The organism is Nocardia shimofusensis NBRC 100134 (genome assembly GCF_001613125.1).
In the GTDB taxonomy this organism is placed as follows: domain Bacteria; phylum Actinomycetota; class Actinomycetes; order Mycobacteriales; family Mycobacteriaceae; genus Nocardia; species Nocardia shimofusensis.
Genome location: NZ_BDBT01000008.1, coordinates 181,752 through 205,952, shown reverse-complemented (window position 1 = coordinate 205,952; position 24,201 = coordinate 181,752). Strand labels below are relative to the sequence as shown.

Here is a 24,201-nt window from a genome sequence, read left to right as displayed (position 1 = left end):
ATGCTGACGAGATGGCTGAATTCACCACCGGCGAAGCGGTCGCCCTCGAGCTGCCGATCGCCCGCATCCCCACCAGGGCTGCCGCGTTCCTCATCGATGTGGTGGTCCAGGTGACGTGCGCCTTCGGGTTGTTCCTGGCCATCGCCGTCCTGCTGGTCGACAGCGGCGCGGACTCCGCCTGGCTGGACACCGCGACCATTGTCACGATCGTCGCCGTCCTGGTCGGTTACCCGGTCGCCTGCGAGACCCTGACGCGCGGGCGGACGCTCGGCAAGGCCGCGCTCGGCCTGCGGGTGCTGCGCGCGGACGGCGGGCCGATCGACTTCCGGCACGCGGTCACCCGTGGGCTGGCGGGCGCGATCGTCGATTTCTGGATGTTCGGCGGCTTCGGTGTGATCGCGGTGCTCACCTCGCTGTGCTCGCCTTCGGCCCGCCGGGTCGGCGATGTGCTCGCGGGCACCGTGGTCGTGCACGCCGAGGCGCCGTTGCCCGCGCCCGCGCTGGCCCGTACCCCGCCCTGGCTGTCCGACTGGGCGGCGCGTCTGGATCTGTCCGGCATCTCCGAAGATCTCGGGCTCGCGGTGCGTCAGTACCTCACCCGGCTGCCGACTCTCACCCCGCAGGCACAGGACAGTCTCGGCCACCGGTTGGCCGAGGCGGTCTGTGCCCGGTTGGCGGTGCCCCGGCCACAGGGTTACCCGCCGGTGCAGATCCTCGGCGCGATCCTCGCCGAACGTCAGCGGCGCGCACTGGCCCCGGGCGGGCCGGGACTGCTCCGGACGGTCTGACCGTCCGGGTCGCCCCGATCGATCGACAGCGCGTCTCATAGCGAGCCGGACTGTTTGAGCTCCAGGTATTCGTCGGCCAGCAGACTCGGCAGTCGATCGGGCGCCGCGGAAACCACCTCGATACCCTTGCGCCGCAACGACTCCTGCACCAGCGATCGTTCGGCGAGCGCGGATTCGGCGGCGGCGGCGAGATAGATGTCGTCGAGACTGTCGCGCGCGGCGGCGGCCGCGGCGATCTCCGGATCGACCACCGACACCACCAGCACCCGGTGACGGTGGGCCAGCACCGGGAGCGCCGGGAGCAAATTCTCCTCCACGACAGCGGCGTCCAGGCCGGTGAACAACACGACCAGGCACCGCCGCCTGGCGCGTTCCAGGGTGGCACGGACCAAGCCCGCGCTGTCGGTGTCGGTCATGACGGGCACCACGCCGGCCAAGGCGTGCATGAGTTGGGGCTGCAGACGATTGCCTGCCGCGCCGCGCACTTCGGCGCGCACCGTGCGGTCGTAGGCCAGCAGATCGACGGTGTCGCCGGCCGCGGCGGCCAGTCCGCCCAGCAGCAGCGCGGCCTCGATCGCGGCGTCCAGGCGGGTGCCGTCGCCGACGCGGCCCGCGGCGACCCGACCGGTGTCGAGCACCATCAGCACGTGCCGATTGCGTTCCGGGCGCCAGGTGCGCACCAGTACATCGGTGGCGCGGGCGGTGGCGCGCCAGTCGATGGAGCGCACGTCGTCCCCGGCGACGTATTCACGAAAGGAGTCGAATTCGCTGCCCTGACCGCGGGTGTTGGCGACATTGCGGCCTTCCAGATGCTGCAGCCGCCTGACCTTCGAACGCAGCAGGTACTCGCTGCGGAAGGCGGGCAGCGTGCGCAGTCCGGCCTCGACCGTGCGGCGGAACTGTCTGCCCGCCAAGCCGAGCGGGCCGAACAGCCGAATCGTGACCGGACCGGCGACGCGATCGCCGCGGTGGCGCGGGGTCAGCGTGGTCCGCGATCGCAGCTTGGTGTTCGGCGCCAGATCGAAGCGGCGGATCCGGTGCCGGGCACCCGCGCTGTCGGGCCAGTCGTCCCACAGCATGCCGCGCGCGGTGCGCGTGCCGGTGTTGACCACGGTCAGTTCGACGTCGGCGTCGCGGCCGAGCCGCACCGTGGTCAGCGCCTGCCTGGACAGCGCGAGGTCCTCGGGTCGCGCGAGGGCGGCCAGATCCGCGCACACCAGCATCACCAGCACCGCGGTGGCCGCCACGACGCCGATCCAGGAGGGCAGCACGAGCGCGACGCCGAGCGCCAGCAGCGCTGCCACCGCGACCAGTCGACCGCTGACGACCACGACTACACCGGAACCGGGACCGAGTGCAGCAGCCCGGCCAGCACGGCCTCGGCGGTGACGCCGTCCAGCTCCGCCTCGGGACGCAACTGGAGGCGGTGCCGCAGCACCGTCGTCGCCACGAACTTCACATCGTCGGGGGTGGTGAAGGCGCGCCCGTTCAGCCAGGCGAAGGCTCGGGCGGCGGCCATCAGCGCGGTCGCGCCGCGGGTGGACGCGCCGTGCCGGACGGCGGGCGCGCTGCGAGTCGCCCGGCACAGATCCACGATGTAGGCGAGCACCTCGGGGCTGACCGCCACCGTGCCGACGGCCGCGCGGGCCGCGGCGATGTGCGCGGGCCCGGCGACCGGGCGCAGACCGGCGGCGGCCAGATCGCGCGGGTCGAAGCCGGCGGCGTGACGCTGCAGGACGCGGAACTCGTCGTCGCGGCCGGGCAGCTGGATGTCGACCTTGAACAGGAAGCGGTCCAGCTGCGCCTCCGGCAGCGGATAGGTGCCCTCTTGCTCGATCGGGTTCTGGGTGGCGATCACCACGAACGGGTCCGGCAGCGGCCGTGGCTGACCGTCCACCGAGACCTGCCGCTCCTCCATCGACTCCAGCAGCGCGGACTGGGTCTTCGGCGGGGTGCGGTTGATCTCGTCGGCCAGCAGCAGATTGGTGAACACCGGGCCGTGGCGGAAGGTGAACTCGGCCGAATGCGGGTCGTAGATCTGCGACCCGGTCACATCGCCCGGCATCAGGTCGGGAGTGAACTGCACGCGGGCGTGCTCGAGATCCAGCGACCTGGCCAGTGCGCGCACCAGCAGCGTCTTGGCCACACCGGGCACCCCCTCGAGCAGCACGTGGCCGCGGCACAGCAGCGCGAGCACCAGATACAGCACCGCATTGTCGTTGCCCACCACGGCCTTGCCGACCTCGGCGCGCAGCGCGGCCAGCGCGGCGAGCGCCTGCTCCGCGGTCGGTGCTGTCTCGGCCGGGACGCCGCCCGTCGGGGCGGAGCTCGCGGGGGCGTCCGGGGATTTCGTCATGTCCGTGGTCATCGGACCTCCGTCTCGATCGAAGCCAGCTGAGCGGCGACCACGCGCAGCGCGGACGCGTCGGGCACCGGGGCGAACATGGCCGCGTACACCAGGCCGGGATCGAGGCCGGTGCGGGCGGCGACCGCGCGCACCAGCCCGTCGTGATCCGCGTCGGCCGCCGCGCCGAGTTCGGGCCTGATCCGGCGCAGCGTGGCCGCGCGCAGTTTCGCCGCGATGTAGTCGTGGTCGCCGCCGCGCCGGTACAGCGCGGCCTGCCCGGCCAGTAGCTCGTTGGCCGCGACCTCCACCGGGCGCGGCTCGCGCACCAGCGCGCCGCGCCGCCTGGCGCGCCACCAGATCAGCAGCGCGAACGCGATCAGCAACTGCAGTCCGCCGTAGGCCAGCGGCGCGGGCAGCCGGGAGAAGATCGAGTCCTCGCCCTCGATCGAGGGCAGGTCGGGGTCGTCAGGGGGCGGCAGATCCGGCGGCGGCGGCTGCGGCGGCGGCGCGGTGGGCGCGGCGCAGGAATGCAGCGCGGCGTAGAGCAGCAGACCCAGCACGAGCACGGCCGCCAGCCCGGCCCAGAACCTGGGATTGCGCAGCAGCGCGGGCAGTGGCGGCACCCTGCGGCGGGTGCGTGGCGCGGCCTCGACGACCTCGCGCACTTCCGGTTCGGGCCGTGGCGGCGGCGCGGCCGCGGAGAACGTGTCGGCGTATTCGAGCCTGCGGTACTCGTCCTCGGTGGCGCCGCGCCCGCCGTAGACGACCTCGTCGAAACTGTGCGCGGCGGGTTGTAGTTCGGTGGACACCTCGAGCGGGAGCACAGCGGAGGCGTCGACGGCGGTCTCGTCGGCGGTGCGCGAGCGGCGGGTCTCGAGCACGCCGCGCTGTTCCATCCCGCGCAGCACCGCGCGGAACCGTTCCCGCAGCGCGCGGTCGAAGTCGCGGCGAGCGGCGGCCTCCTCGGCGGCGGCGCGATGCTCGGCCGCGGCTCCTAGCAGCGGCGGGTCGGGGGCTCGGCGATCGTGCTCGGTCATGCTCGCCGCCCTTCCCGGCCCGCGTCGGGCACCCGGATGTCCATGCCCTCCCTGCGGCATCGCGCGTCGATGTAATGGACCACCCGCGAGCAGGATTCGACGATCTCGGCGAAGGCCGCCAGCACCAGCGACATCGAGGTGAGCAGCACGATCACCGGCCACATGCGGGTACCGGAGACATCGGAGACGTACATCGCCAGGCCGAACAGCGGCACCGTCAACACCGCGAACAAACCGCGTTGCAGCAGCCACAATCCGGTCAGCCGCCACTGCGCTCCCGAGGTGAGCACCTTGGTGCGGGCGACCCCCTCGCGATAGGACACCGGCTCGGCGTAGAGCACCGCGGGCAGCGGGAAACGCCCGCCGCGCAGATAACCGAGCCAGACCACGACGAACGGAACCGTGATCAGCAGGATGCCCAGCGCGAGTACCCCGACCCCCACCAGCGTGAACACCACGTGCGCGGTGAGGACAGCGGCGGCGTGCGAGCCCAGGGCGGCCAGGGCCGCGCGCGGGCGCATCCGCCGCCCGAAGACGGACGCCAGTGCGATCGGGACGACGGTGCCGCGCAACACGACGCGCACCATCCAGGCACAGGCCAGCGTGGTCAGCACCGCCGTCCACCCGATGGCATCGTCGGAGCCGCCGGTGAGCTCGGCGACGCTCACGGTGAGCAGCGCGACGGTGAGTTCGGCGATCACGACGGCACCGCCGCCGAGAATCGCCAGAGTGGCGAGGTCGGCCTGGATCAACGCGAACGGCAGATCCAGCAGTTCACGGAAGGTCAGCGGGCGGATGGGGACGGGTCCGGGCGACCCCGGCGCCGGTTCGTCCCCCGCCCCGGTGACGCCGGCCGGATCAACGGCTGGCAGCACGGTTCGGAGTCTAATGGAAACGTGTTCCGGGGGAGGGGGCGCGAGAATCCGCCTCGACCGTCGGTTCCCCGTGAATCATCGGCTCCACGTCCACAACCGTCGCGGTCACCGCGCGGTCGGACCAGACCCCCGCCCCAGGAACCGTCTCCCGGACGGCCACGGTGATCGTGCGGCTGTGCCGCAGAGTGAAGGTGAGTTCCTCGACGTCCTCGACGGCCTGGCGAGCGGCCCGCAGCGGCCGGGTCGCGGTCTCCACGGCGTCGAGGACGAACGTGGGCACCAGCGGCCCGATCCATCCTGTGAACGGCAGGTTCCCCAGGACGGGCAGATCTGCTCGGCCGTGTTCCGGTGCGGCGTGTACCGGCCGGGCGAACTCCGTGATACCGATTTCCAGCCCGCCGAGCGCGGCGATCACCCGGGTACGGCGCTTGCCGTCACCGAACGGCTCGACGACCGGGGTGCCTTCGCCGGGGCCGGATTCCGGCCCTGCCGGGGGTGCCGCGGCGGTTGCCGCGGACCTCACCGACGACGCCCCGGCCCATCCGGAAGGTGACGATCCGGTGCCCGCGGCCGCCGATCCAGCTCCGGCAGCGGGCGATCGGGTTCCTGGTATCGGTGATCGAGCCTCGCCGAGTTCCGGCAGGGGAGCGGCGGCGTGGATCGCGGTGCTCAGCCGGACCGCCGCCAGTTCCTGTTCGGCGCGCAGTTCCTCGGCGGCGGCGCGCAGCCGGGCCCGCTGCACGGCGATCGCGGCTTCGGCGTCGCGTTCGGCGGCGTCCACGGCCGCGCGGGCGGCGGCGTGGCGGTCCAGCGAGGTCACCCCCAGCCACCGGCGAACCAGCAACGGCAGCAGCGCGACGAGCAGACCGGCGAGCAGTGCGGCCAGGCGGGGCAACAGGGCGGCGGCCGAGGCGGTGGTGTGCTCGTGCATGGCCGCCCAACGCGCGCCGGGCCCGCGATCACCGGTCCGCTCGGCCGTTTCGTACGCCGTGGTCAGGTTCTGTTCGGCTGCCCGGACGCGCTGATCCAGGCCGGGAGCCAGGTCGCGGGCGGCGGCGAGCCGGCCGCGGGCATCGTCGAGCACGGCTTGTGCGGTCCGGTGCTCGGGACCGTCGCCGGGGACGCCGGTGATCCTGGTGGACGGGCACTGTTCGGTCGGGTTGAACTCGCAGCGTGCGGTCACCAGCGCTCGATCGGCCTCGGCCGCGGCTTCGGTGATCGTGTGTTCCAGCGCCGCCCGGTCGGCGACGGCGCGCTCGAGGGCGGCTCGTGCGGCGATCACGTCGGGCGCGGATTCCGCTGCGGCATGCGCCTTCTCGTCGAGAACGCGGTCCACGGCGGCAGCGTGGGCCACGACGGTGGCGGCTTCGCCCAGGAGCACCCCGAGGGCGAGGGCGAGCAGCACCCGCCCGAGGAACCAGAGCCTGCGCGGCGCGGTACCCGGCGAGGACACCAGCGCCCTGGCGATCACCCCGGCCACCGCGGCCACCGCGGCGACCCCGGCGACCCCGGCGGCGACGACCGCCACCCCCGCGACCGGCCGGATCGACGCGCTCGCGGCGGCGGCGACACCACCGGCCACCAGCGCGGACACCGTGACCGCCACCCCGGTGAGGGCATAGCCGGCGCGCTCGTACGCTTCGCCGATCGCACTCGGCTGCGCGCCACCGAGCCGGATGAACATTCCGGTGACGGACATGGGTGCACTTCCTCCGGAATCGACGGGTCGGCGAGGGCGGCGGCGCTTGGCATTCGAGCGGATATTCGGAGAGCCAGAGTGGCAGGCCGTGGCCCGACACACCGAGCATGCGAGGGCGGATGTGGGCAGGCTCACATCGCGGGATCGGCGACGCCGGGCGAGACCCCGGCGGCCAGGCTGTTCGCCGAGGTGAGAGGGGTCCGCGAGAAGTGGTACGGCACCGCGAAAACGTCGGTCGAAGGGTGTGGCGCAGGGCCGCAACGGTTTTGACGGGACAGGGGCATCCGAGGCCGGAAACCCTGCGGTAGCGGCAAGGTTGCCGAAAGTGTGCTGTGGCACACGACGAGAAAAAGAATCCGGACGGTCGGATCAGGTTAACGGCCTGTCGCACCCGGTGTCGGAAATGTCTCACCGGACGGCCGGGGAGTTAGCCGCGCAGAGGTTGGTTTGCCGCTGGAGGCGGCTGGGAAATCATCTTCGATGCAGGTGGCGGCCGATTCCGAGGTTCGGCGGCCGCCGTAGGAGCCCCCTCGAACCCTCTTCTTCGCGCCCCTGGCACCCGGTGCCGGGGGATCGATCGGGGCCGATGGCCTGCTTTACACTGGACAACGCGCACACGTGGAGGACCGATTTGAAGAAGCCCAGCTAGACCAGGTTATTAGCATTACCTAAGTTTGTTGGGCCCCGGACCTGACTTATCGTTTGCTCTTACGCCGAACGCCATAAACGCTCGGCACCTCGCCTGCTCGGGCTCTCGAAGCCGGTGCCCACAGTAGTGGGCGAGCACCCGCGCGGAGGTAAGGAACGTGTAAGCGTTCCGTTACCGCCGAGCACCCACTTGTATTAACCAGCGGGTGGACAACTGGAGACGTGACTGCACGCCGGAAGACCATCAGCGCGGCTGGTTTCCGGATCGTACGGGCGCAGTCTTGACGGAGGCGTTCAACGAAAGACCGTTTTCCTCGAGGTCTTTCTCCGAAGGCCACTTTCTTGAAGGCAGAGGCATGACGCAACTTCCTGGCCACAGGTCACCTGGCCCCATCGGTCTCTACGACCCGGCGAACGAACACGACGCCTGTGGTGTCGCATTCGTCGTCGACATGCACGGCCGTCGTAGCCGCGACATCGTCGACAAGGCCATCACGGCCCTGTTGAACCTGGAACACCGCGGTGCCGCGGGCGCCGAGCCGAACTCCGGCGACGGCGCGGGCATCCTGATCCAGATTCCGGACCGCTTCTTCCGTGCCGTGGCCGGATTCGAGCTGCCGCCCGAGGGCTCCTATGCCTCCGGCATCGCCTTCCTGCCGCAGGCGCGGCGCGAGGCCGCCCGCGCGTCCTACGGCGTGGAGAAGATCGTCAAGGAAGAGGGCCTCGAGGTTCTCGGCTGGCGCGAGGTGCCGATCGACGAGAGCTCCCTCGGTGCGCTGGCGCGCGACGCCATGCCGACCTTCCGGCAGATCTTCATCGCCTCCCCGAAGAACTCGGCCGAGCAGCTCTCCGGCATGGACTTGGAGCGGCGCTCCTATGTCATCCGCAAGCGCATCGAGCACGAGCTCGGCAACCAGGGTGCCGGCGAGGGCGCGACCGGTCGCGAGACGGTCTACTTCCCGAGCCTGTCCGGGCAGACCTTCGTCTACAAGGGCATGTTCACCACTCCGCAGCTGCGCGCGTTCTACCTGGATCTGCAGGACGACCGCGTCGAGTCGGCGCTGGGCATCGTGCACTCCCGGTTCTCCACCAACACCTTCCCGTCCTGGCCGCTGGCCCATCCGTTCCGCCGCGTCGCGCACAACGGTGAGATCAACACCGTCACCGGCAACGAGAACTGGATGCGCGCGCGTGAGGCGCTGCTGAACAGCGACGTGTTCGGCATCGATTCCGCGGGCAACAACCGGCTGTCGAAGATCTTCCCCGTCTGTACCCCGAAGGCCAGCGACACCGCGCGCTTCGACGAGGTCCTCGAGCTGCTGCACCTGGGCGGTCGCCCGCTGCCGCACGCCGTGCTGATGATGATTCCCGAGGCATGGGAACGCCACGACAGCATGGACCCGCAGCTGCGCGCCTTCTACGAGTACCACTCCATGCTGATGGAGCCGTGGGACGGTCCGGCCTCGGTCTGCTTCACCGACGGCACCGTGGTCGGCGCCGTGCTCGACCGCAACGGCCTGCGCCCCAGTCGCGTCTGGGTGACCGAGGACGGCCTGGTCGTGATGGCCTCCGAGGTCGGCGTGCTCGACATCGACCCGTCCAAGGTGGTCCGCAAGGCCCGCCTGCAGCCGGGCCGCATGTTCCTGGTCGACACCTCGCAGGGTCGCATCGTCGACGACAACGAGATCAAGACCCAGCTCGCCGCCGAGCACCCCTACCAGCAGTGGCTGGACGAGGGCGTGACCCGGCTGGCCGACCTGCCCGACCGCCCGCACGTGCACATGTCGCACGATCGCGTGCTGATCCGGCAGCAGATCTTCGGCTACACCAACGAGGAACTGAGCCTGCTGATCTCGCCGATGGCCAAGACCGGCGGCGAGGCGCTCGGCTCGATGGGCACCGACACCCCGATCGCGGTGCTGTCGGCGCGCCCGCGGCTGCTGTTCGACTACTTCTCCCAGCTGTTCGCGCAGGTCACCAACCCGCCGCTGGACGCCATCCGGGAAGAGGTCGTCACCAGCCTCAAGCGCAACCTCGGCACCGAGGCCGACCTGCTGCACCCCGGCCCGGAGTCGTGCAAGCAGATCGCCATCGAGCAGCCGATCCTGGACAACGACGAGCTGGCCAAGCTGGTCCACATCAACGACGACGGCTCCCAGCCGGAGCTGCGTTCGGTGGTCGTGCGCGGTCTGTACCAGGTGAAGGACGGCGGCGAGGGCCTGCGCCGGGCCCTGGAGGCCATCAACACCCAGGTCTCGGCCGCGATCGAGGGCGGCGCCAAGCTCATCGTGCTCTCCGACCGCGAGTCGAACGAGAAGCTGGCTCCCATCCCGTCGCTGCTGCTGACCTCCTCGGTGCACCACCACCTGGTGCGCGAGCGCACCCGCACCAAGGTCGGCCTGATCGTGGAGGCCGGTGACGCCCGCGAGGTGCACCACATGGCCATGCTGGTCGGCTTCGGCGCCGGCGCGATCAACCCCTACATGGCCTTCGAGACCATCGAGGACATGATCGAGCGCGGCGCGCTCGAGCTGGGCACCGGCAGCGTCGCCACGGACTACGAGAAGGCCGTCGCGAACTACATCAAGGGCGCAGGCAAGGGCGTGCTGAAGGTGATGTCCAAGATGGGCATCTCCACCATGGCCTCCTACAACGGCGCGCAACTGTTCCAGGTCATCGGTTTGTCGCAGGACCTGGTCGACGAGTACTTCACCGGTCTGCGCTCGCCGCTGGACGGCATCGGTCTCGACGAGATCGCCGACGATGTCGCCGCCCGGCACCGGGTCGCGTTCCTGGAGAACCGCAACGAGCGCGCGCATCGCGAGCTCGAGGTCGGCGGTGAGTACCAGTGGCGCCGCGAGGGCGAGTACCACCTGTTCAACCCGGACACGGTGTTCAAGCTGCAGCACGCGACCCGCTCGGGTCAGTACTCGATCTTCAAGGAGTACACCAAGCTGGTCGACGACCAGTCCGAGCGGCTGGCCTCGCTGCGCGGTCTGTTCAAGTTCAAGACCGGTGCGCGCGCGCCGATCTCCATCGACGAGGTCGAGCCCGTCTCCGAGATCGTCAAGCGCTTCTCCACCGGCGCGATGAGCTACGGCTCGATCTCCTCGGAGGCGCACGAGACGCTGGCGATCGCGATGAACCGCATCGGCGGCCGCTCGAACTCCGGTGAGGGCGGCGAGCATCCGGCGCGCTTCGAAGTCGAGGACAACGGCGACTGGCGGCGCAGCGCGATCAAGCAGGTGGCCTCCGGCCGCTTCGGTGTGACCGCGCACTACCTGACCAACTGCACCGACATCCAGATCAAGATGGCCCAGGGCGCCAAGCCGGGCGAGGGCGGTCAGCTGCCCGCGCACAAGGTGTACCCGTGGGTCGCCGAGGTACGGCACTCGACGCCGGGCGTCGGCCTGATCTCGCCGCCGCCGCACCACGACATCTACTCGATCGAGGATCTGGCGCAGCTGATCCACGACCTGAAGAACGCGAACCCGCAGGCTCGGATTCACGTGAAACTCGTGGCCGAGCCCGGTGTCGGCACCGTCGCCGCGGGCGTCTCCAAGGCGCACGCGGACGTGGTGCTGATCTCCGGCCACGACGGCGGCACCGGCGCCTCGCCGCTCACCTCGCTCAAGCACGCGGGCGGCCCCTGGGAGCTCGGCCTGGCCGAGACCCAGCAGACGCTGCTGCTCAACGGCCTGCGCGACCGCATCGTGGTGCAGGTCGACGGCCAGATGAAGACCGGCCGCGATGTCATGATCGCCGCGCTGCTCGGCGCCGAGGAGTACGGCTTCGCCACCGCTCCGCTGGTGGTCTCGGGCTGCATCATGATGCGCGTGTGCCACCTGGACACCTGCCCGGTCGGCGTCGCCACCCAGAACCCGGTGCTGCGCGAGCGCTTCACCGGCAAGCCGGAGTTCGTGGTGAACTTCTTCCAGTTCATCGCCGAAGAGGTGCGCGAACTGCTGGCGCAGCTGGGCTTCCGCACGCTGGACGAGGCCATCGGCCGGGTCGACCTGCTCGACACCACCAAGGCCAAGCAGCACTGGAAGGCCAGCAAGCTGGATCTCTCGCCGATCCTCGACGACATCGAGACGGCGTTCATGTTCCAGGATCGTCGCTGCACCAAGACCCAGGACCACGGCTTGGACAGGGCGCTGGACCAGCAGCTGATCACCGAGGCGCGCGACGCCCTGGAGCTCGGCAAGCCGGTCAAGATCGAAACCAAGATCACCAACGTCAACCGGACGGTCGGCACCATGCTCGGCCACGAGGTGACCAAGCTCTACGGTGGCGCGGGCCTGCCCGACGACACCATCGACATCACCTTCACCGGTTCGGCGGGCAACAGCTTCGGCGCCTTCGTCCCCGCGGGCATCACGCTGCGGGTGCAGGGCGACGCGAACGACTATGTCGGCAAGGGCCTCTCGGGCGGTCACCTGGTGGTCCGCCCGGCGCCGAACGCCCCCGAGGACTTCGTCGCCGAGAACAACATCATCGCGGGCAACGTGATCCTGTTCGGCGCGACCAGCGGCAAGGCGTTCATCAACGGCGTGGTCGGCGAGCGGTTCGCGGTGCGCAACTCGGGCGCGACCGCGGTCGTCGAGGGCGTGGGCGACCACGGCTGCGAGTACATGACCGGTGGCCGCGTGGTGATCCTCGGCGCGACCGGGCGCAACTTCGGCGCCGGTATGTCCGGCGGCGTCGCCTTCGTCTACGACCCCGATGCCACGTTCGTCACCCAGGTCAGCCCGGAGCAGCGCGAGGCGCTCGAGCAGCTGTCCGGCGACGACTTCACCTGGCTGCGCGACATCATCACCGAACACCGCGACAAGACCGGTTCGGCGGTCGCCGATCGCATTCTCGGCGATTGGTCCCAGCAGGTGAATCACTTCGTGAAGGTCATGCCGCGCGAATACAAGAAGGTTCTGCTCGCCATCTCCGAGGCCGAAAAGGCTGGGAAGGATGTCGACGAGGCGATCATGGAGGCCGCTCGTGGCTGACCCACAGGGATTTCTGAAGCACACCAAGCGGGAACTGCCCGCCCGGCGCCCGGTTCCGCTGCGGCTGCTGGACTGGAAAGAGGTCTACGAGGACAAGTTCTCGCACGAGACCCTGCAGACCCAGGCCAGCCGTTGCATGGACTGCGGTATCCCGTTCTGCCACAACGGTTGTCCGCTGGGGAACCTGATTCCCGAGTGGAACGACCTGGTGTACAAGGACCGCTGGCGCGAGGGCATCGACCGGCTGCACGCGACCAACAACTTCCCGGAGTTCACCGGGCGGCTGTGCCCGGCGCCGTGCGAGGCCTCCTGTGTGCTCGGCATCAACCAGGATCCGGTCACGATCAAGCAGGTCGAGGTCGAGATCATCGAGAACGCCTTCGACGAGGGCTGGGTGACCCCGGTCTACCCGACCCGTCTGACCGGCAAGAAGGTCGCCGTCGTGGGCTCCGGTCCGGCCGGTCTGGCCGCCGCGCAGCAGCTGACTCGCGCCGGTCACACCGTGACGGTGTTCGAGCGCGCCGACCGCATCGGCGGCCTGCTGCGCTACGGCATCCCGGAATTCAAGATGGAGAAGCGCTTCATCGACCGCCGTCTGGCGCAGATGGAGGCCGAGGGCACCATCTTCCGCACCGGCGTGAACGTCGGCGTGGACATCACCGCCGAGGAACTGCGCGAGCAGTTCGACGCGGTCGTGCTGGCCGGCGGCGCCACCCAGGCCCGTGATCTGCCGATCCCGGGTCGCGAGCTGGACGGCATCCATCAGGCGATGGAGTTCCTGCCCTGGTCCAACCGGGTGCAGCACGGCGACCCGGTCACCGACGACGAGGGTCTGCCGCCCATCCATGCCAAGGGCAAGAAGGTCGTCATCATCGGCGGCGGCGACACCGGCGCGGACTGCCTGGGCACCTCACACCGGCACGGCGCGGTCTCGGTGCACCAGTTCGAGATCATGCCGCGTCCGCCGGAGGAGCGCGCCGCCTCGACCCCGTGGCCGACCTACCCGCTGATGTACCGGGTGTCCTCGGCGCACGAGGAGGGCGGCGAGCGGGTGTTCTCGGTCAACACCGAGCGCTTCGTCGGCAAGGACGGCAAGGTCACCGGCCTCGAGGCGCACGAGGTGAAGATGGTCAACGGCCGCTTCGAGAAGGTCGCGGGCACCGACTTCACCCTCGAAGCCGATCTGGTGCTGCTGGCGATGGGCTTCGTCGGCCCCGAGAAGGGCGGCCTGCTCACCGATCTCGGCGTCGGCTACGACCAGCGTGGCAATGTGCAGCGTGACAAGGGCTGGGCCACCAATGTGCCCGGCGTGTTCGTCGCCGGTGACATGGGCCGCGGCCAGTCGCTGATCGTGTGGGCCATCGCCGAGGGTCGCGCCGCGGCGTCGGCGGTCGACCAGTACCTGGAGGGCGAGACCGCGCTGCCCGCGCCGATCACCCCCACCATGGTGGCCCAGCGCTGAGCTGACCACCGCGCGGCACACTGCCCGCGCGAAACTCCAGGCGCCCGTGGACAACTCGTCCACGGGCGCTTTTTCGTCACAGTGGCACAGCTTGTTTCAGCACGTCGCCGGCGCGTGGAAAGGGTAATTCGCCGGGAATCGCCGGTCCGAATGGCGGGCGCGCCGCGCGAGCCCTAAGGTGATGACGATCGGACTGCGATCCCGGGGTGGGTAGCCGGAAGAAACCGCGTGTTCACTGACGCGAAATCCGCAGGGTCCAGCATGATCAGCGCGAACTTTGTCGGGGCTGCTCCCGCGTGGGGCACAGGTCGAAACTGGAGCGGTATGCGGTGGAAGAAGATGGTCGCCGGGCTGGGTGCCTCGGCGGCGATTGCCTCCGGTCTGATGGTGGGTAGCGCGGCGACGGCGGTGGCCGCGCCGTGCCCGAGCTTGTATGTCGTGGCGATTCCGGGAACCTGGGAAACCGGTCACGACAAGCAGCCCCAGCCGGGCATGCTGTCCGGCGTCACCCGTGGGCTACCTCGCTCAGTCGAGGTCGATTACGTGACCTACGCGGCGACGGCCTTCCCCTGGGAAGGCGAGGCGTACGGCAATTCCAAGAAGGAAGCCGTATCCAACGCCCGCGGCCTGCTCAGCCGGATGGCATTGCGCTGCGGCGATACCAGGATGGCTGTGGTCGGCTACAGCCAGGGCGCCGACGCCGCGGGCGATCTCGCGGCCGAGATCGGCACCGGCCTCGGCGCGGTGCCCGCCGACAAGATCGCCGGCGTCGGCCTGATCTCGGATCCGCGACGCTCGCCCACCGACGTTCAGGTCGGCCCGCTCGCTCCCGGCGCGGGCGCGGGCGGCCCTCGGCCCGGCGGCTTCGGTTGGGTCGCCGACCGGGTGCGCACGATCTGCGCGGTCGACGATCTCTACTGCGCCACCGCCACCGACGATTTCGTCACCCGCTTCGCGGGCTTCCTCGCCCAGAGTTCGGATGCCAACCCGGCCAACGTCTGGCGCTACCAGCTGGAGGCGGGCGCGATCATCAACGATCTGATGGCGCACGGCGGGATGTCGGTACTGCAGTCGCAGCTCTCGGAGTCGGCGAATCAGAAGCGCGTCGACGACATCGAGCGCTTCTACAAGTCGCAGACCCATACCGCCTACGGCAGCTACTCCGTCGGCGGCGGACAGACCGCGATCAGCTGGATGCACAACTGGATCGCCGGAATGGCCTGAGCGCGAGAGGTTCCCGGCACCGATACGTGACCGACGGCCCGTTCCCCGATCGGGGGACGGGCCGTTCGTGCGTCAGCCCGCGGAACCGGCGGACGGCAGCCGAGGATGCCGCGGAACAGCAGGTAGCGGGATCGGGTTGTGCGGGCCGTGCTGTTCGGGGCGGTCCGGTGAGCCCGGACGGTTGCCGCGGTGGTCGCGGTCGTGCGGTGCGGCGACCGGCGGTCCTGCGACCGAACTCCGGATTCGCTGTGAGCGCCGGTCAGCGGCCCTGGTTGCGCGGCAGCAGGTCCCAGACGTGACCGTTCTCGTTCACCGTGGCCGCGCTGCGGCGGCCGGTGCGGGAGAACAGCACGCGGGTGATCGAGCAGTAGTCGATCGGGAAGGTCAGCGGGCGCGGCAGGCCGAGCACGTTCTGCAGCAGCACGTTCACCACGCCGCCGTGTGCGAACGCCACCACGGTGTCGTCGGGTTCGGCGCTCGCGGCGATCTCGTCGACGGCGCGCAGCACCCGGGTGACGAACGCGGCCTCGTCGATCTGCTCGGGCAGGTGCCCGGCCTTGATCCGCTCGTAGGCGTCGCGGAACTCGATCTTGGCGTCCTCGACGGGGATGTAGGCGGGCAGATCGCGGTCGTATTCGGCCAGATCGTCGACGATGTCGACCGGCAGGCCGAGCTTCTCGGCGGTCGGGACGGCCGTCTGGCGGGCCCGCGCCTGCGGGCTGCTCAGCACCCGGGTGACCCGGTGGTGGTGGGCGAGCGCGGCGGGCACCCGGGCGGCCTGTTCGCGTCCGATCTCCGCGAGATCCGGATCGGCGGGACCGGACGTCGCGGTCAGCCGCAGTGGCTGGGCATGGCGGACAAGGATCAACTGCACCCGTTCACTGTGCCGCACCGGACGGACCGGGCGTGCGGCAGGGGCGCGGCGGGCGTTCGCCGCCGGAGAACCTGCGCGCCGACGGGGTCGAATGCCGGAGCCTGTCGAGCCGGTGCCGGACAGGTCCGGCGCGACAGGGCAAACCTACTTGTACAGCGACGGCCCGCTGTCGGGCCCCGGCCCACCGTGCGGTGGCTGACCGTAGGGCGGCTGACCACCGGGCGGGCCGTACGGCGGCTGGCCCGGATACGGGGGTTGACCGTAGGGCTGTCCCCCGAAGGGCTGGTCGCCGGTGGACTGACCGTATGGCTGACCGGGACCTGCGTGCGGTGGCTGACCGTAGGGCGGCTGACCACCCGGTGCACCGTAGGGCGGCTGACCACCGGGCGGGCCGTACGGCGGCTGTGCGGAACCGCCGTAGGGCGGTTGCCCGTTACCGGCCTGGTCGTCCTTCTTTTTCTTCTTGGTCAGCAGATAGATGCCGATCACCAGGGCGATGACGAACAGCAGGCAGCAGATGCCGCCGATGATGAAGCCGCCGCCACCGGAGCCTCGGCTGCGGTTGCGCTTCTTGGCCAGGTGCTCGACAGCCTGTGCGTAGCTGTCCGAGGCGAGCAGTGCGTCCGGGTTCGCCCAAACCGTGTGGTCCAGCAAGCCCGTGGTGGTCAGCACGTCGACGTACATAACCCCCCATTCCGTGTGTAGTTTCCCCGGCTCCTCCCGGCCGGACCCGACAGGTTATCGCGGGGACCACGGCGCTGTTAACCCGCAGCCCGCGTGTTCCCGGTGTTTCGCTCGGCATCACCTCAGCGCTTCGCTCGGCATCACCTCAGCGCGGCCTGACCAACGGGAAGGGCAGGGTCTCGCGAATGCTGTGGCCGGTGATCATCATGACGATGCGGTCCACGCCTACGCCGAGGCCACCGGTCGGCGGCATGGCGTGTTCGAGGGCTTGCAGGAAGTCCTCGTCGAGTTCCATCGCCTCGGGGTCGCCGTTGGCGGCGAGCACGGACTGCGCGGTGAGCCTGCGCCGCTGTTCCACCGGGTCGGTGAGTTCGCTGTAGGCGGTGCCCAGTTCCACGCCCCAGGCGACCAGATCCCAGCGTTCGGCGACGCCGGGGGTGCTGCGATGCGCACGGGTCAGAGGGGACACCGAGGTCGGGAAATCGATGTAGAAGGTCGGTCCCTCGGTGCGGCTCTCCACCAGATGCTCATACAGCTCGAGCACGATCTGACCGGCGTCCCAGCCCGGTTGGCAGGCGATGTCGAGCTGGTCGCACAGCGCGCGCAGTTCGTCCTCGCCGGTCCTCGGGGTCACCCGTGCGCCCGCCGCCGCCGAGACCGCGGCGTGCACGGTCTGCACCGGCCACTCGCCGGAGATGTCGACCGGAATCGGCGAGCCGTCGGTGCCCGGCCGCATAACGACCATCGATCCGTGCGCGGCCAGCGCCGCGTTCTGGATGAGCTGCCTGCAGGTGTCCATCATGCGCAGGTAGTCGCTGTGCGCCTCGTAGGCCTCGAGGATGGTGAATTCCGGGTTGTGGCTGAAGTCCACACCCTCGTTGCGGAAGGTGCGGCCGAGTTCGAACACCTTCTCCATCCCGCCCACACACAGCCGCTTCAGATAGAGCTCGGGCGCGATGCGCAGGTAGAGGTCCAGATCGTAGGCGTTGATATGGGTGGTGAACGGGGTGGCGTTCGCCCCGCCGTGCACCTGCTGCAGGATCGGGGTCTCCACCTCCAGGTAGCCCCAGGCGTTGAGCGAGTCGCGCAACGAGCGCACCACCGCGCTGCGTTTGGCCAGCAGGTCGCGGGCCTCGGGGTTGATCGCCATGTCGACGTAACGCCTGCGCACCCGCGCTTCCGGATCGGCCAGGCCCTTCCACTTGTCCGGCAACGGGTGCAGGCATTTGCCGAGCATCCGCCAATCCGCGACCAGCAACGACAGCTCGCCGCTGCGGCTGCGCCCGATCCGGCCGCTGACCTCGATGAGGTCGCCCAGATCGCAGTACTCGCCGAAGGCGGCCATCCGTTGCGCGCCGGTGCGCTCGCGGTCGAGCACCAACTGGATGTCGGCGGACCAGTCGCGCAGCTGCACGAAGATCACGCCGCCGTAATCGCGCAGGCGCAGCATCCGCCCGCACACCCGCACCGTGGTGCCGCGCGGCGAGTGCCGCGCGGCGGCGACGGTGTGCGTCGGAGGATAGGCGACCGGGTAGGCCTCCACGCCCGCGGCGGTCATCCGGTCCAGCTTGTCCAGGCGCACCCGGACCTGATCCGGCCTGCGCGGACCAGCCTCCAGCACATCGGCTTTCGGCCAGTCCGGCGGGCTGCCGTCGGCGTGTAGCCCGGTCATTCCCGCGGGCACGGCGCTGCGGTCGCCGGTGTGCGCGCTCGCGTCCTGCGCGTCGCCCCAGCGGGGCAGGAAGCCTTCGGCCAGAGCACCGGCCACCGCCACCCTGGGCAGGTGCCTGCGCTCTTCGAACAAGAAGAACCGGGGCACCCAGTGCGGCTGGTACTTCATATTGGAGCGATACAGCGCCTCGAGCTGCCACCAGCGCGAGAAGAACAGCAGCACACCGCGCCACAGCCGCAGCACCGGTCCCGCGCCGATCCGCGCGCCCTCGTCGAACACCGAACGGAAGACCGCGAAGTTCAGCGAGATCTCGGTGATGCCGTACTGCTCGGAGTTCAGCGCCAGTTGCGAGATCATCAGCTCCATCACGCCGTTGGGGCTCCTCGGGTCGCGCCGCATCAGTTCCAGCGAGACCCCGGTGCGGCCCCACGGCACCAGCGAGAGCATGCCGAGCACCCGATCCTGACCGTTCACCGCCTCCACCAGCAGACAGTCGCCGTCGAGCGGGTCGCCCAGCCTGCCCAGCGCCATCGAGAAACCCCGTTCGGTCTCGGTGTCGCGCCAGGCGTCCGCGCGCGCGGCGATGTGCGGGAACTCGGTGGCCGGTATCTCGCGGTGCCGCCGGATACGTACCCGCACACCGTGTTTGCGCAGCCGGTTGGCGGCCTGGCGCACCTGGCGCAGCTCCGGCCCGGCCAGCGAGAAGTCCTTGGTCCGCAGCACCGCCTCGTCGCCGAGGCGCAGCGCGGAGAGCCCGGCCCTGCGGTAGGCGGTCGCGCCCGCCTCGCTCGCGCCCATCACCGCGGGCGCCCAGCCGTAGTGATCGGCCAGCCGCAGCCAGGCATCGATGGCGTGCGGCCAGGCCTCGTGCACGCCGATCGGGTCGCCGCCGACCAGGCACACACCCAGTTCGACGCGGTAGGTCAGCGCCGCCTTGCCGCTGGGCGCGAAGACCACCGCCTTGTCCCGGCGGGTGGCGAAGTAGCCCAGCGAATCTGCCACGTCCGAACGCTCCAGCAGGCCGCGGATGGCCGATTCGTCCAGGCCGGTCATGGCGTTGGTCGCGCGCTGGGACCGCAGCAGTGTGATCGCCGCCGCCAGCAGTGCCACCGCGCCGAACACGCCGAGCAGCAGGTTGACGAAAGCCCTTGGGCGCCCGTCGAAATGCTCGTTCTCCACCAGGATCGCCGCGGTCACCCGATAGACCGCCCAGCCGGGCCGTTGCCAGCCCGGGGGCAACGTGCCGGGGAAGAGTTCGATCAGCCCCCAACCGAGCAGGCAGCCCACGGCGAGGCCGCCGGCCAGCACCCCCAGCGCCCGCAGGCCCGCGCCCCGCCGGACCCGCGTGTAGAACTGCGGCCATGCCGCGATCAGCACGCCGACGACCGCCAATTGCACGAGCATGGCTGCCAGTGCGTTCACATTGCGGTCGCCGGCGAATTCGATCGCGTTGGACACCGCGAACAACAGGAGATAGGCGGTCAGCAACCACCAGGCGATCCGCTTTCGCGCGGCGACGGCGCCCGCCAGCAGACCGACGATCAAGGCCCACATGACATTGGTGTCGGGCGCATCGAAGTAGTAGTCGTCGATATAGCGGCGCGGTGGCCCGGTCAGATACCGCAGCGTCGGCGACAGGCTCCACAGCAGACAGGCCACCGCGAAGAGGCCGAGCGCCAGACCCACCCGATGAGGCAGCTCACGCAGTGCTCCGTGAGCGCGGTGCGGCACGGATGCCGCCGGTGCCTCGGGAGCCGGGTCGGGGGACGGACGCTCTGGCGAGGAAGTCACCGAAACAGTGTGGACGCATCGGGGGGCGAATGGCGGGGGTGCCACGCCGGTTCACTCGGGGTCCGCGCAGCGGCCGGACGGGGGTCGTGCGAACCGGTGTGCACGGGCGGGGGAGAATCGACTCATGTCCGAACCAGCGAATACCGAGTCGACAACCGAGATCGCGACGGCGGATCTGGCCGATGAGATCGGCCCCGAGATCCGCAGCTGCGATACGCAGTTCATCCAGTTCGGCGGTCGGGCCGTCTTTTCCGGCCGCATCACCACGATCCGCTGCTTCCAGGACAACCTGCTGGTGAAGCAGACCCTCGGTGAGCCGGGCGAGGGCAAGGTGCTCGTCGTCGACGGCGGCGCGAGCGTGCACACCGCCCTGGTCGGCGACATCATCGCCGGGCGCGGTGTGGACAACGGCTGGGCAGGTGTCGTCGTGAACGGCGCGGTCCGCGACTCGGCGATCCTGCGCACCCTCGACATCGGGGTGAAGGCGCTGGGCACCAACCCGCGCAAGAGCACCCAGACCGGCAGCGGCGACCGCGATGTGCCGGTGGAATTCGGCGGCGTCACCTTCGTTCCGGGCGAAATGCTCTACAGCGATCACGACGGCGTGGTGGTCCGCGCCGAGTGACCCGGCGTCCGGGATCCGGGGTCGTCAGGCGCCGGACACCCGGACCTGGCGGCCTGCCATGGTGACCACGTCGCCCGACTGCAGTTGGCGTCCGCGCCGCAGTTCGACCTCGTCGTTGACCCGGACCAGTCCGGCGGCGATCACGGTCTTGGCCTCCGCGCCGGATTCGATCAGATCGGCCAGTTTGAGGAACTGGCCGAGCTTGATCTGGTCGTCGGAAATGGGGACGTCGACAGGCTCGGACATGGTTCGATTATCGCCTCGTGGGCTCGCCGGGTACCTGTCGGGTGCCGTCGGTGCTCAGGCGCGGCCGTGCCTGCGCTCGTAGTCCAGGCGTTCGGCGCTCCCGCGCGCCCTGGCTTCGGCGTCGGCCAGCGCCGGATCGAGTCCGTGCTTGATCAGCCGATGTCTGCGATAGACGTACATCAGCGCGATGGTGAAGTAGATCAGCGGCAGGTACAGCAGCGCCATCATCGACAGGCCCATCCACGCCGGGCCGGGCAGCAGCAGGAACAGGCACAGCACCGGCAGGACCGGGACGAGGAAGCGGGTCAGGTAGCGCCTGGTCGCGCCCGGGCCGGTCACATCGTCGAGCACCCAGTCCGACATCGATGCGGGCAAAGTCTTGCCGCAGATGTAGCCGATCCGCTGCACGAGGGTCGGAGTGGTGCGTTCGCTCATGGATTCAGCATCCCACGTCCCGGCATCGAGCCCGCCGGGCCGAACGCCGCGATCGGGCCGACGCCGCAATCAGGCCGAACGCCGCAGGTGGAACTCGGCGATCTGGCGCAACAGGTTGTCGGTGGTGTGCTTGACCGCGATCTTCACGAACGGCTCGATGGTGCGGCCGAGCGCCTTGCCCGCCAGCCCGCCGGGCACCCGGTAGTCCACGATGGCGTCGACCTCGCAGCGGTCCACGCCTCTGGGCAGGAACAGGAACGTCGACTCGATCTCGAAGCCTTTGACCGATTCGACCGCCAGCGCGTGGTTCTCCTCCCAGCGCACCACCTCGACCCGGGAGTGCAGGGTGGCCGGGCCCAGCTTGACGGTGGCGTCGAAGACCGTGCCCACGCCTTCGGTCTGCGTGCCGACCGGCACGAAGGCGTGCACGCCGTGCAGAAAGCTCGGCAGATTCCGGTAGTCGTCGACGTACGCGAATGCCGATTCGGCCGAGGCCGCGCAGGTGCCGGCGATCTTCACAACGGTCATGGCGTCACTGTATCGGCGCGGATCGCAGATGCCGGGCCGGCGGGGATCACGCGGTGACGGCGAGCGCCGCGGCGAGACCGAACGCGACGGCCATCAACGCCACGTCGAGTACCGCCCGGCGCAGCGATTCCGCCGCGCTCATCCGGTGCCCGCTCGCGCGGCGCACCCAGTCCCGCCGCCACCACCAGCCCAGTGCCAGCAGTCCGAGCAACATCGTCGCCTTGGCGGCCAGGATCCGTCCGTAGCCGGTGCCGAACAGCGCGGCCGGCCCGCCGAGCCGGATCAGCCCGTTCAGCACTCCGGTGACCGCGACCACCCCGACCAGCGGCAGGGCGATGGCGGAATAGCGCGGCAGGGCCGCGGCCCATTCGCCGCGGCCCCGCACCACCAGCGCCAAGGCCACCAGCAGCCCGAGCCAGGCGGCCGCCGCGAGCGCGTGCACCGCCGCCAGCACCGAGCCCAGTGGCTGCTGGGACATGTGCCCGGTGATGGGCCGCAACGCCAGCGCGACGGCCGCGAACACCAGCACCAGATCGGCGGACAGATCGGTGTCACGCCGGAAGGCCAGTGCCGAATACCCGGTGAGCACGGCGATGCCGATCAGTACCGCGAGCCCGATCCGGCCGCCGCTGACCTCGCTCAGGTAGGTGGTGAACTGCTCGGCGCTCAGATCGGACACCGGCACCCCGACCACCTCGGCGGCCGCGGACACCAGCACGGCCGCCTCGGCGACCCACCAGATCCCGCCGAGCACCGCGAGCGGCAGCCACGGCGTGCGCAACCGGTCGTGCAGCCGGGGCAGCGCGGCCAGGCCGAGCACCGTCGCGCCCACACAGTCGGCCAGTACCCGGACCATGCCGGCGACCAGCGCGACATCGGGCCTGGCGAGCACCCAGGCCGAGCCGACGCCGAGTAGTCCGGCGGGCACGATCGCCAGCAGGGCGGTCGAGTCCCGGCCGGTGGTCGGCGTGCTCACCGCAGCGGCGCGCGCGCTCAGGGCGCGCCGCATGCCCGGGCGCGGACTCACGCGCGGTGGTCTCGGCCCCGGAAGCCGAAGAGCACCACGGCGAGTCCCACGCCGAGCAGCACCACGACGCCGACGATCAGCAGCCACAGCGGGAACCCGGAGTCCTCGTCGGCGGCGTCGGCGCTCTTGCCGTCGGCGCGCTGACCGGGGACGCCCTCGCCCGGGGTGGTGAGGGTGAAGGTGCGCGTCCCGCTCACCACGTGCCCGTCGGCGGAGGTGACCCGGAAGGCGATCGTGTATTCACCGGCCGGGCCGAGCTCGCCCGCGGCGACGCTGACGGACTTGCCCTCGATCGTCGGCTCGCCCTTGGACCAGAGGTTGCCGTCCGGTCCCACCAGGGTCAGCGAGGGGAAGCCGGGCTGCAGTTCCTCGTTGAACGTCACGACCACCCGCTCCGGCCCGGTGTCGATCCGCGCGCCGTCCTCCGGGACGCTGCCGACCGCCCCGGAATGCGCGGCCGCGAATCCGCCCGCCGTCAGCGCCATGCCCAGGGCGAGCAGCGCGGTGATCAGTGCGCGCGCGAGATGTTTCGGCATGGTGATCAGCGCACCCCGAGGCGCGCGAGCACCTCGGCCTCGATGCCGGACAGTTCGTGGGAGATCGAGGCGTGCACCCCGCGCCTGCGCGCCGGGGGCATCTGCTCGGCCGTGCGCACGGCGGTGCCGAGGCCGGCCAGCCGGTCCTTGGCGGTCGCGACGAAATCGCCGCCGGGGTCCTGCACACGGTCCAGCGCCGCCTCGGTGTTGGCGATCCTGGCCTGCAGCTTCGCGCCGTGCCCGGTGTATTCGCCGAGCTGGTCGATGCCGATGCCCAGCTGCTGCGCGCGGCGGGTGTCGAGCTGACCGCGCACGAAGGTGGCGCCCCGGTAGGCCAGTGGTGCGAGCACCGGGATCAGCACCCTGGCCACGCCGATGTACTTCTTGACCTGTCCGGCGCTGAACGGGTCGCGCTCGGCCTTGGCGGCGACCTTCAGCGCGGCCTTCTCCTCGGCCTTGAGGGTGGCGACCTGCTGCTTGGCGACCTTGCGCTGCGAGCGCTGCTCGGCGCGACGGGACTTGCGATCGTTCTTGGCGGCCAGCTTGGCCTCCAACCCGGCCTTGTGCTTGAGGGCCTTGGCCTCGGCCCTGCGGCTCGGGCGCCGTGCGCGTTTCGTGAACAACCCCATCGGAAAAGGCCCTCCGTCATGCCGTTCTGCCATCGAGCGCGTCGCCGTAGTGCGTCGTCTGCCCCTGTACC

General features: G+C 70.3%; 19 protein-coding genes. 5 read left to right on the top strand and 14 right to left on the bottom strand.

The features are described from left to right. The first annotated feature begins 11 nt into the window (after positions 1-11). Positions 12-788 (top strand): RDD family protein, encoded by a 777-nt coding sequence (locus NS3_RS11640; protein ID WP_067858033.1) that lies wholly within the window; start codon positions 12-14, stop codon positions 786-788. A gap of 35 nt (positions 789-823) precedes the next feature. On the opposite strand, the gene NS3_RS11635 is transcribed toward NS3_RS11640, so the two are convergent. Genes NS3_RS11635 through NS3_RS11615 form a run of 5 tightly spaced genes read right to left on the bottom strand, consistent with a single transcriptional unit; the run spans position 824 to position 6,746 of the window. Further along, complete coding sequence (locus NS3_RS11635; RefSeq protein ID WP_067858030.1) at positions 824-2,119, bottom strand: DUF58 domain-containing protein; 1,296 nt, start codon at positions 2,117-2,119, stop codon at positions 824-826. Between the two features lie 2 nt (positions 2,120-2,121). After that, positions 2,122-3,144, bottom strand: coding sequence for an AAA family ATPase (locus tag NS3_RS11630; protein ID WP_245649576.1), 1,023 nt, complete (start codon positions 3,142-3,144; stop codon positions 2,122-2,124). An 8-nt stretch (positions 3,145-3,152) separates the two neighbouring features. Further along, positions 3,153-4,172, bottom strand: a complete 1,020-nt coding sequence (locus NS3_RS11625) for a DUF4129 domain-containing protein (RefSeq protein ID WP_067858027.1) — start codon at positions 4,170-4,172, stop codon at positions 3,153-3,155. Continuing rightward, positions 4,169-5,047: a hypothetical protein gene (locus tag NS3_RS11620; protein WP_067858024.1), complete on the bottom strand. Its 879-nt coding sequence runs from the start codon at positions 5,045-5,047 to the stop codon at positions 4,169-4,171. The genes NS3_RS11625 and NS3_RS11620 overlap by 4 nt, the downstream gene beginning before the upstream one ends. Positions 5,048-5,057: 10 nt before the next feature. Next, complete coding sequence (locus NS3_RS11615; RefSeq protein ID WP_067858021.1) at positions 5,058-6,746, bottom strand: DUF4407 domain-containing protein; 1,689 nt, start codon at positions 6,744-6,746, stop codon at positions 5,058-5,060. A gap of 1,004 nt (positions 6,747-7,750) precedes the next feature. On the opposite strand from NS3_RS11615, the gene gltB reads away from it, so the two are divergent. The 3 genes from gltB (at position 7,751) to NS3_RS11600 (ending at position 15,083) form a co-directional block, all read left to right on the top strand. Continuing rightward, on the top strand, positions 7,751-12,397 hold the full coding sequence (gltB, locus tag NS3_RS11610; RefSeq protein ID WP_067858018.1) for a glutamate synthase large subunit: 4,647 nt from the start codon (positions 7,751-7,753) through the stop codon (positions 12,395-12,397). Continuing rightward, positions 12,390-13,859: a glutamate synthase subunit beta gene (locus NS3_RS11605; RefSeq protein ID WP_067858015.1), complete on the top strand. Its 1,470-nt coding sequence runs from the start codon at positions 12,390-12,392 to the stop codon at positions 13,857-13,859. Before gltB ends, NS3_RS11605 begins: the two co-directional genes overlap by 8 nt. Positions 13,860-14,183: 324 nt before the next feature. Beyond that, positions 14,184-15,083, top strand: a complete 900-nt coding sequence (locus NS3_RS11600) for a cutinase family protein (protein ID WP_067858012.1) — start codon at positions 14,184-14,186, stop codon at positions 15,081-15,083. Between the two features lie 259 nt (positions 15,084-15,342). Here NS3_RS11600 and NS3_RS11595 read toward each other — a convergent pair whose 3' ends face one another. From NS3_RS11595 to lysX, 3 genes are all read right to left on the bottom strand, one after another. After that, positions 15,343-15,957: a histidine phosphatase family protein gene (locus NS3_RS11595; RefSeq protein WP_067858009.1), complete on the bottom strand. Its 615-nt coding sequence runs from the start codon at positions 15,955-15,957 to the stop codon at positions 15,343-15,345. A gap of 144 nt (positions 15,958-16,101) precedes the next feature. Next, positions 16,102-16,641, bottom strand: coding sequence for a hypothetical protein (locus tag NS3_RS11590; RefSeq protein ID WP_067858006.1), 540 nt, complete (start codon positions 16,639-16,641; stop codon positions 16,102-16,104). A 145-nt stretch (positions 16,642-16,786) separates the two neighbouring features. Continuing rightward, entirely contained in the window at positions 16,787-20,104 is a 3,318-nt protein-coding gene (lysX, locus tag NS3_RS11585; RefSeq protein ID WP_084495377.1) for a bifunctional lysylphosphatidylglycerol synthetase/lysine--tRNA ligase LysX, read from the bottom strand. Between the two features lie 124 nt (positions 20,105-20,228). On the opposite strand from lysX, the gene rraA reads away from it, so the two are divergent. After that, the gene (gene rraA / locus NS3_RS11580) at positions 20,229-20,729 is read left to right on the top strand and encodes a ribonuclease E activity regulator RraA (RefSeq protein WP_067857999.1); all 501 of its coding nucleotides are present in this window, start codon (positions 20,229-20,231) and stop codon (positions 20,727-20,729) included. A 24-nt stretch (positions 20,730-20,753) separates the two neighbouring features. Here the strand turns inward: rraA and NS3_RS11575 are convergent, their stop codons facing one another. The 6 genes from NS3_RS11575 to NS3_RS11550 all read right to left on the bottom strand — a co-directional run bounded on the left by NS3_RS11575 (position 20,754) and on the right by NS3_RS11550 (position 24,130). Next, on the bottom strand, positions 20,754-20,975 hold the full coding sequence (locus tag NS3_RS11575; protein ID WP_067857996.1) for an RNA-binding S4 domain-containing protein: 222 nt from the start codon (positions 20,973-20,975) through the stop codon (positions 20,754-20,756). Between the two features lie 54 nt (positions 20,976-21,029). After that, positions 21,030-21,410, bottom strand: coding sequence for a DUF5313 family protein (locus tag NS3_RS11570; protein ID WP_067857993.1), 381 nt, complete (start codon positions 21,408-21,410; stop codon positions 21,030-21,032). Positions 21,411-21,479: 69 nt separating this feature from the next. Beyond that, positions 21,480-21,938, bottom strand: coding sequence for an SRPBCC family protein (locus tag NS3_RS11565; RefSeq protein ID WP_067857991.1), 459 nt, complete (start codon positions 21,936-21,938; stop codon positions 21,480-21,482). A 46-nt stretch (positions 21,939-21,984) separates the two neighbouring features. Next, positions 21,985-22,947 carry a CopD family protein gene (locus NS3_RS11560; RefSeq protein WP_067858259.1) on the bottom strand — a complete coding sequence of 321 codons (963 nt, stop codon included), beginning with the start codon at positions 22,945-22,947 and terminating at the stop codon, positions 21,985-21,987. A 14-nt stretch (positions 22,948-22,961) separates the two neighbouring features. Continuing rightward, on the bottom strand, positions 22,962-23,501 hold the full coding sequence (locus NS3_RS11555) for a copper resistance CopC family protein (RefSeq protein ID WP_067857988.1): 540 nt from the start codon (positions 23,499-23,501) through the stop codon (positions 22,962-22,964). A gap of 5 nt (positions 23,502-23,506) precedes the next feature. After that, positions 23,507-24,130 (bottom strand): DUF6474 family protein, encoded by a 624-nt coding sequence (locus NS3_RS11550; protein ID WP_067857984.1) that lies wholly within the window; start codon positions 24,128-24,130, stop codon positions 23,507-23,509. Positions 24,131-24,201: the final 71 nt, after the last annotated feature.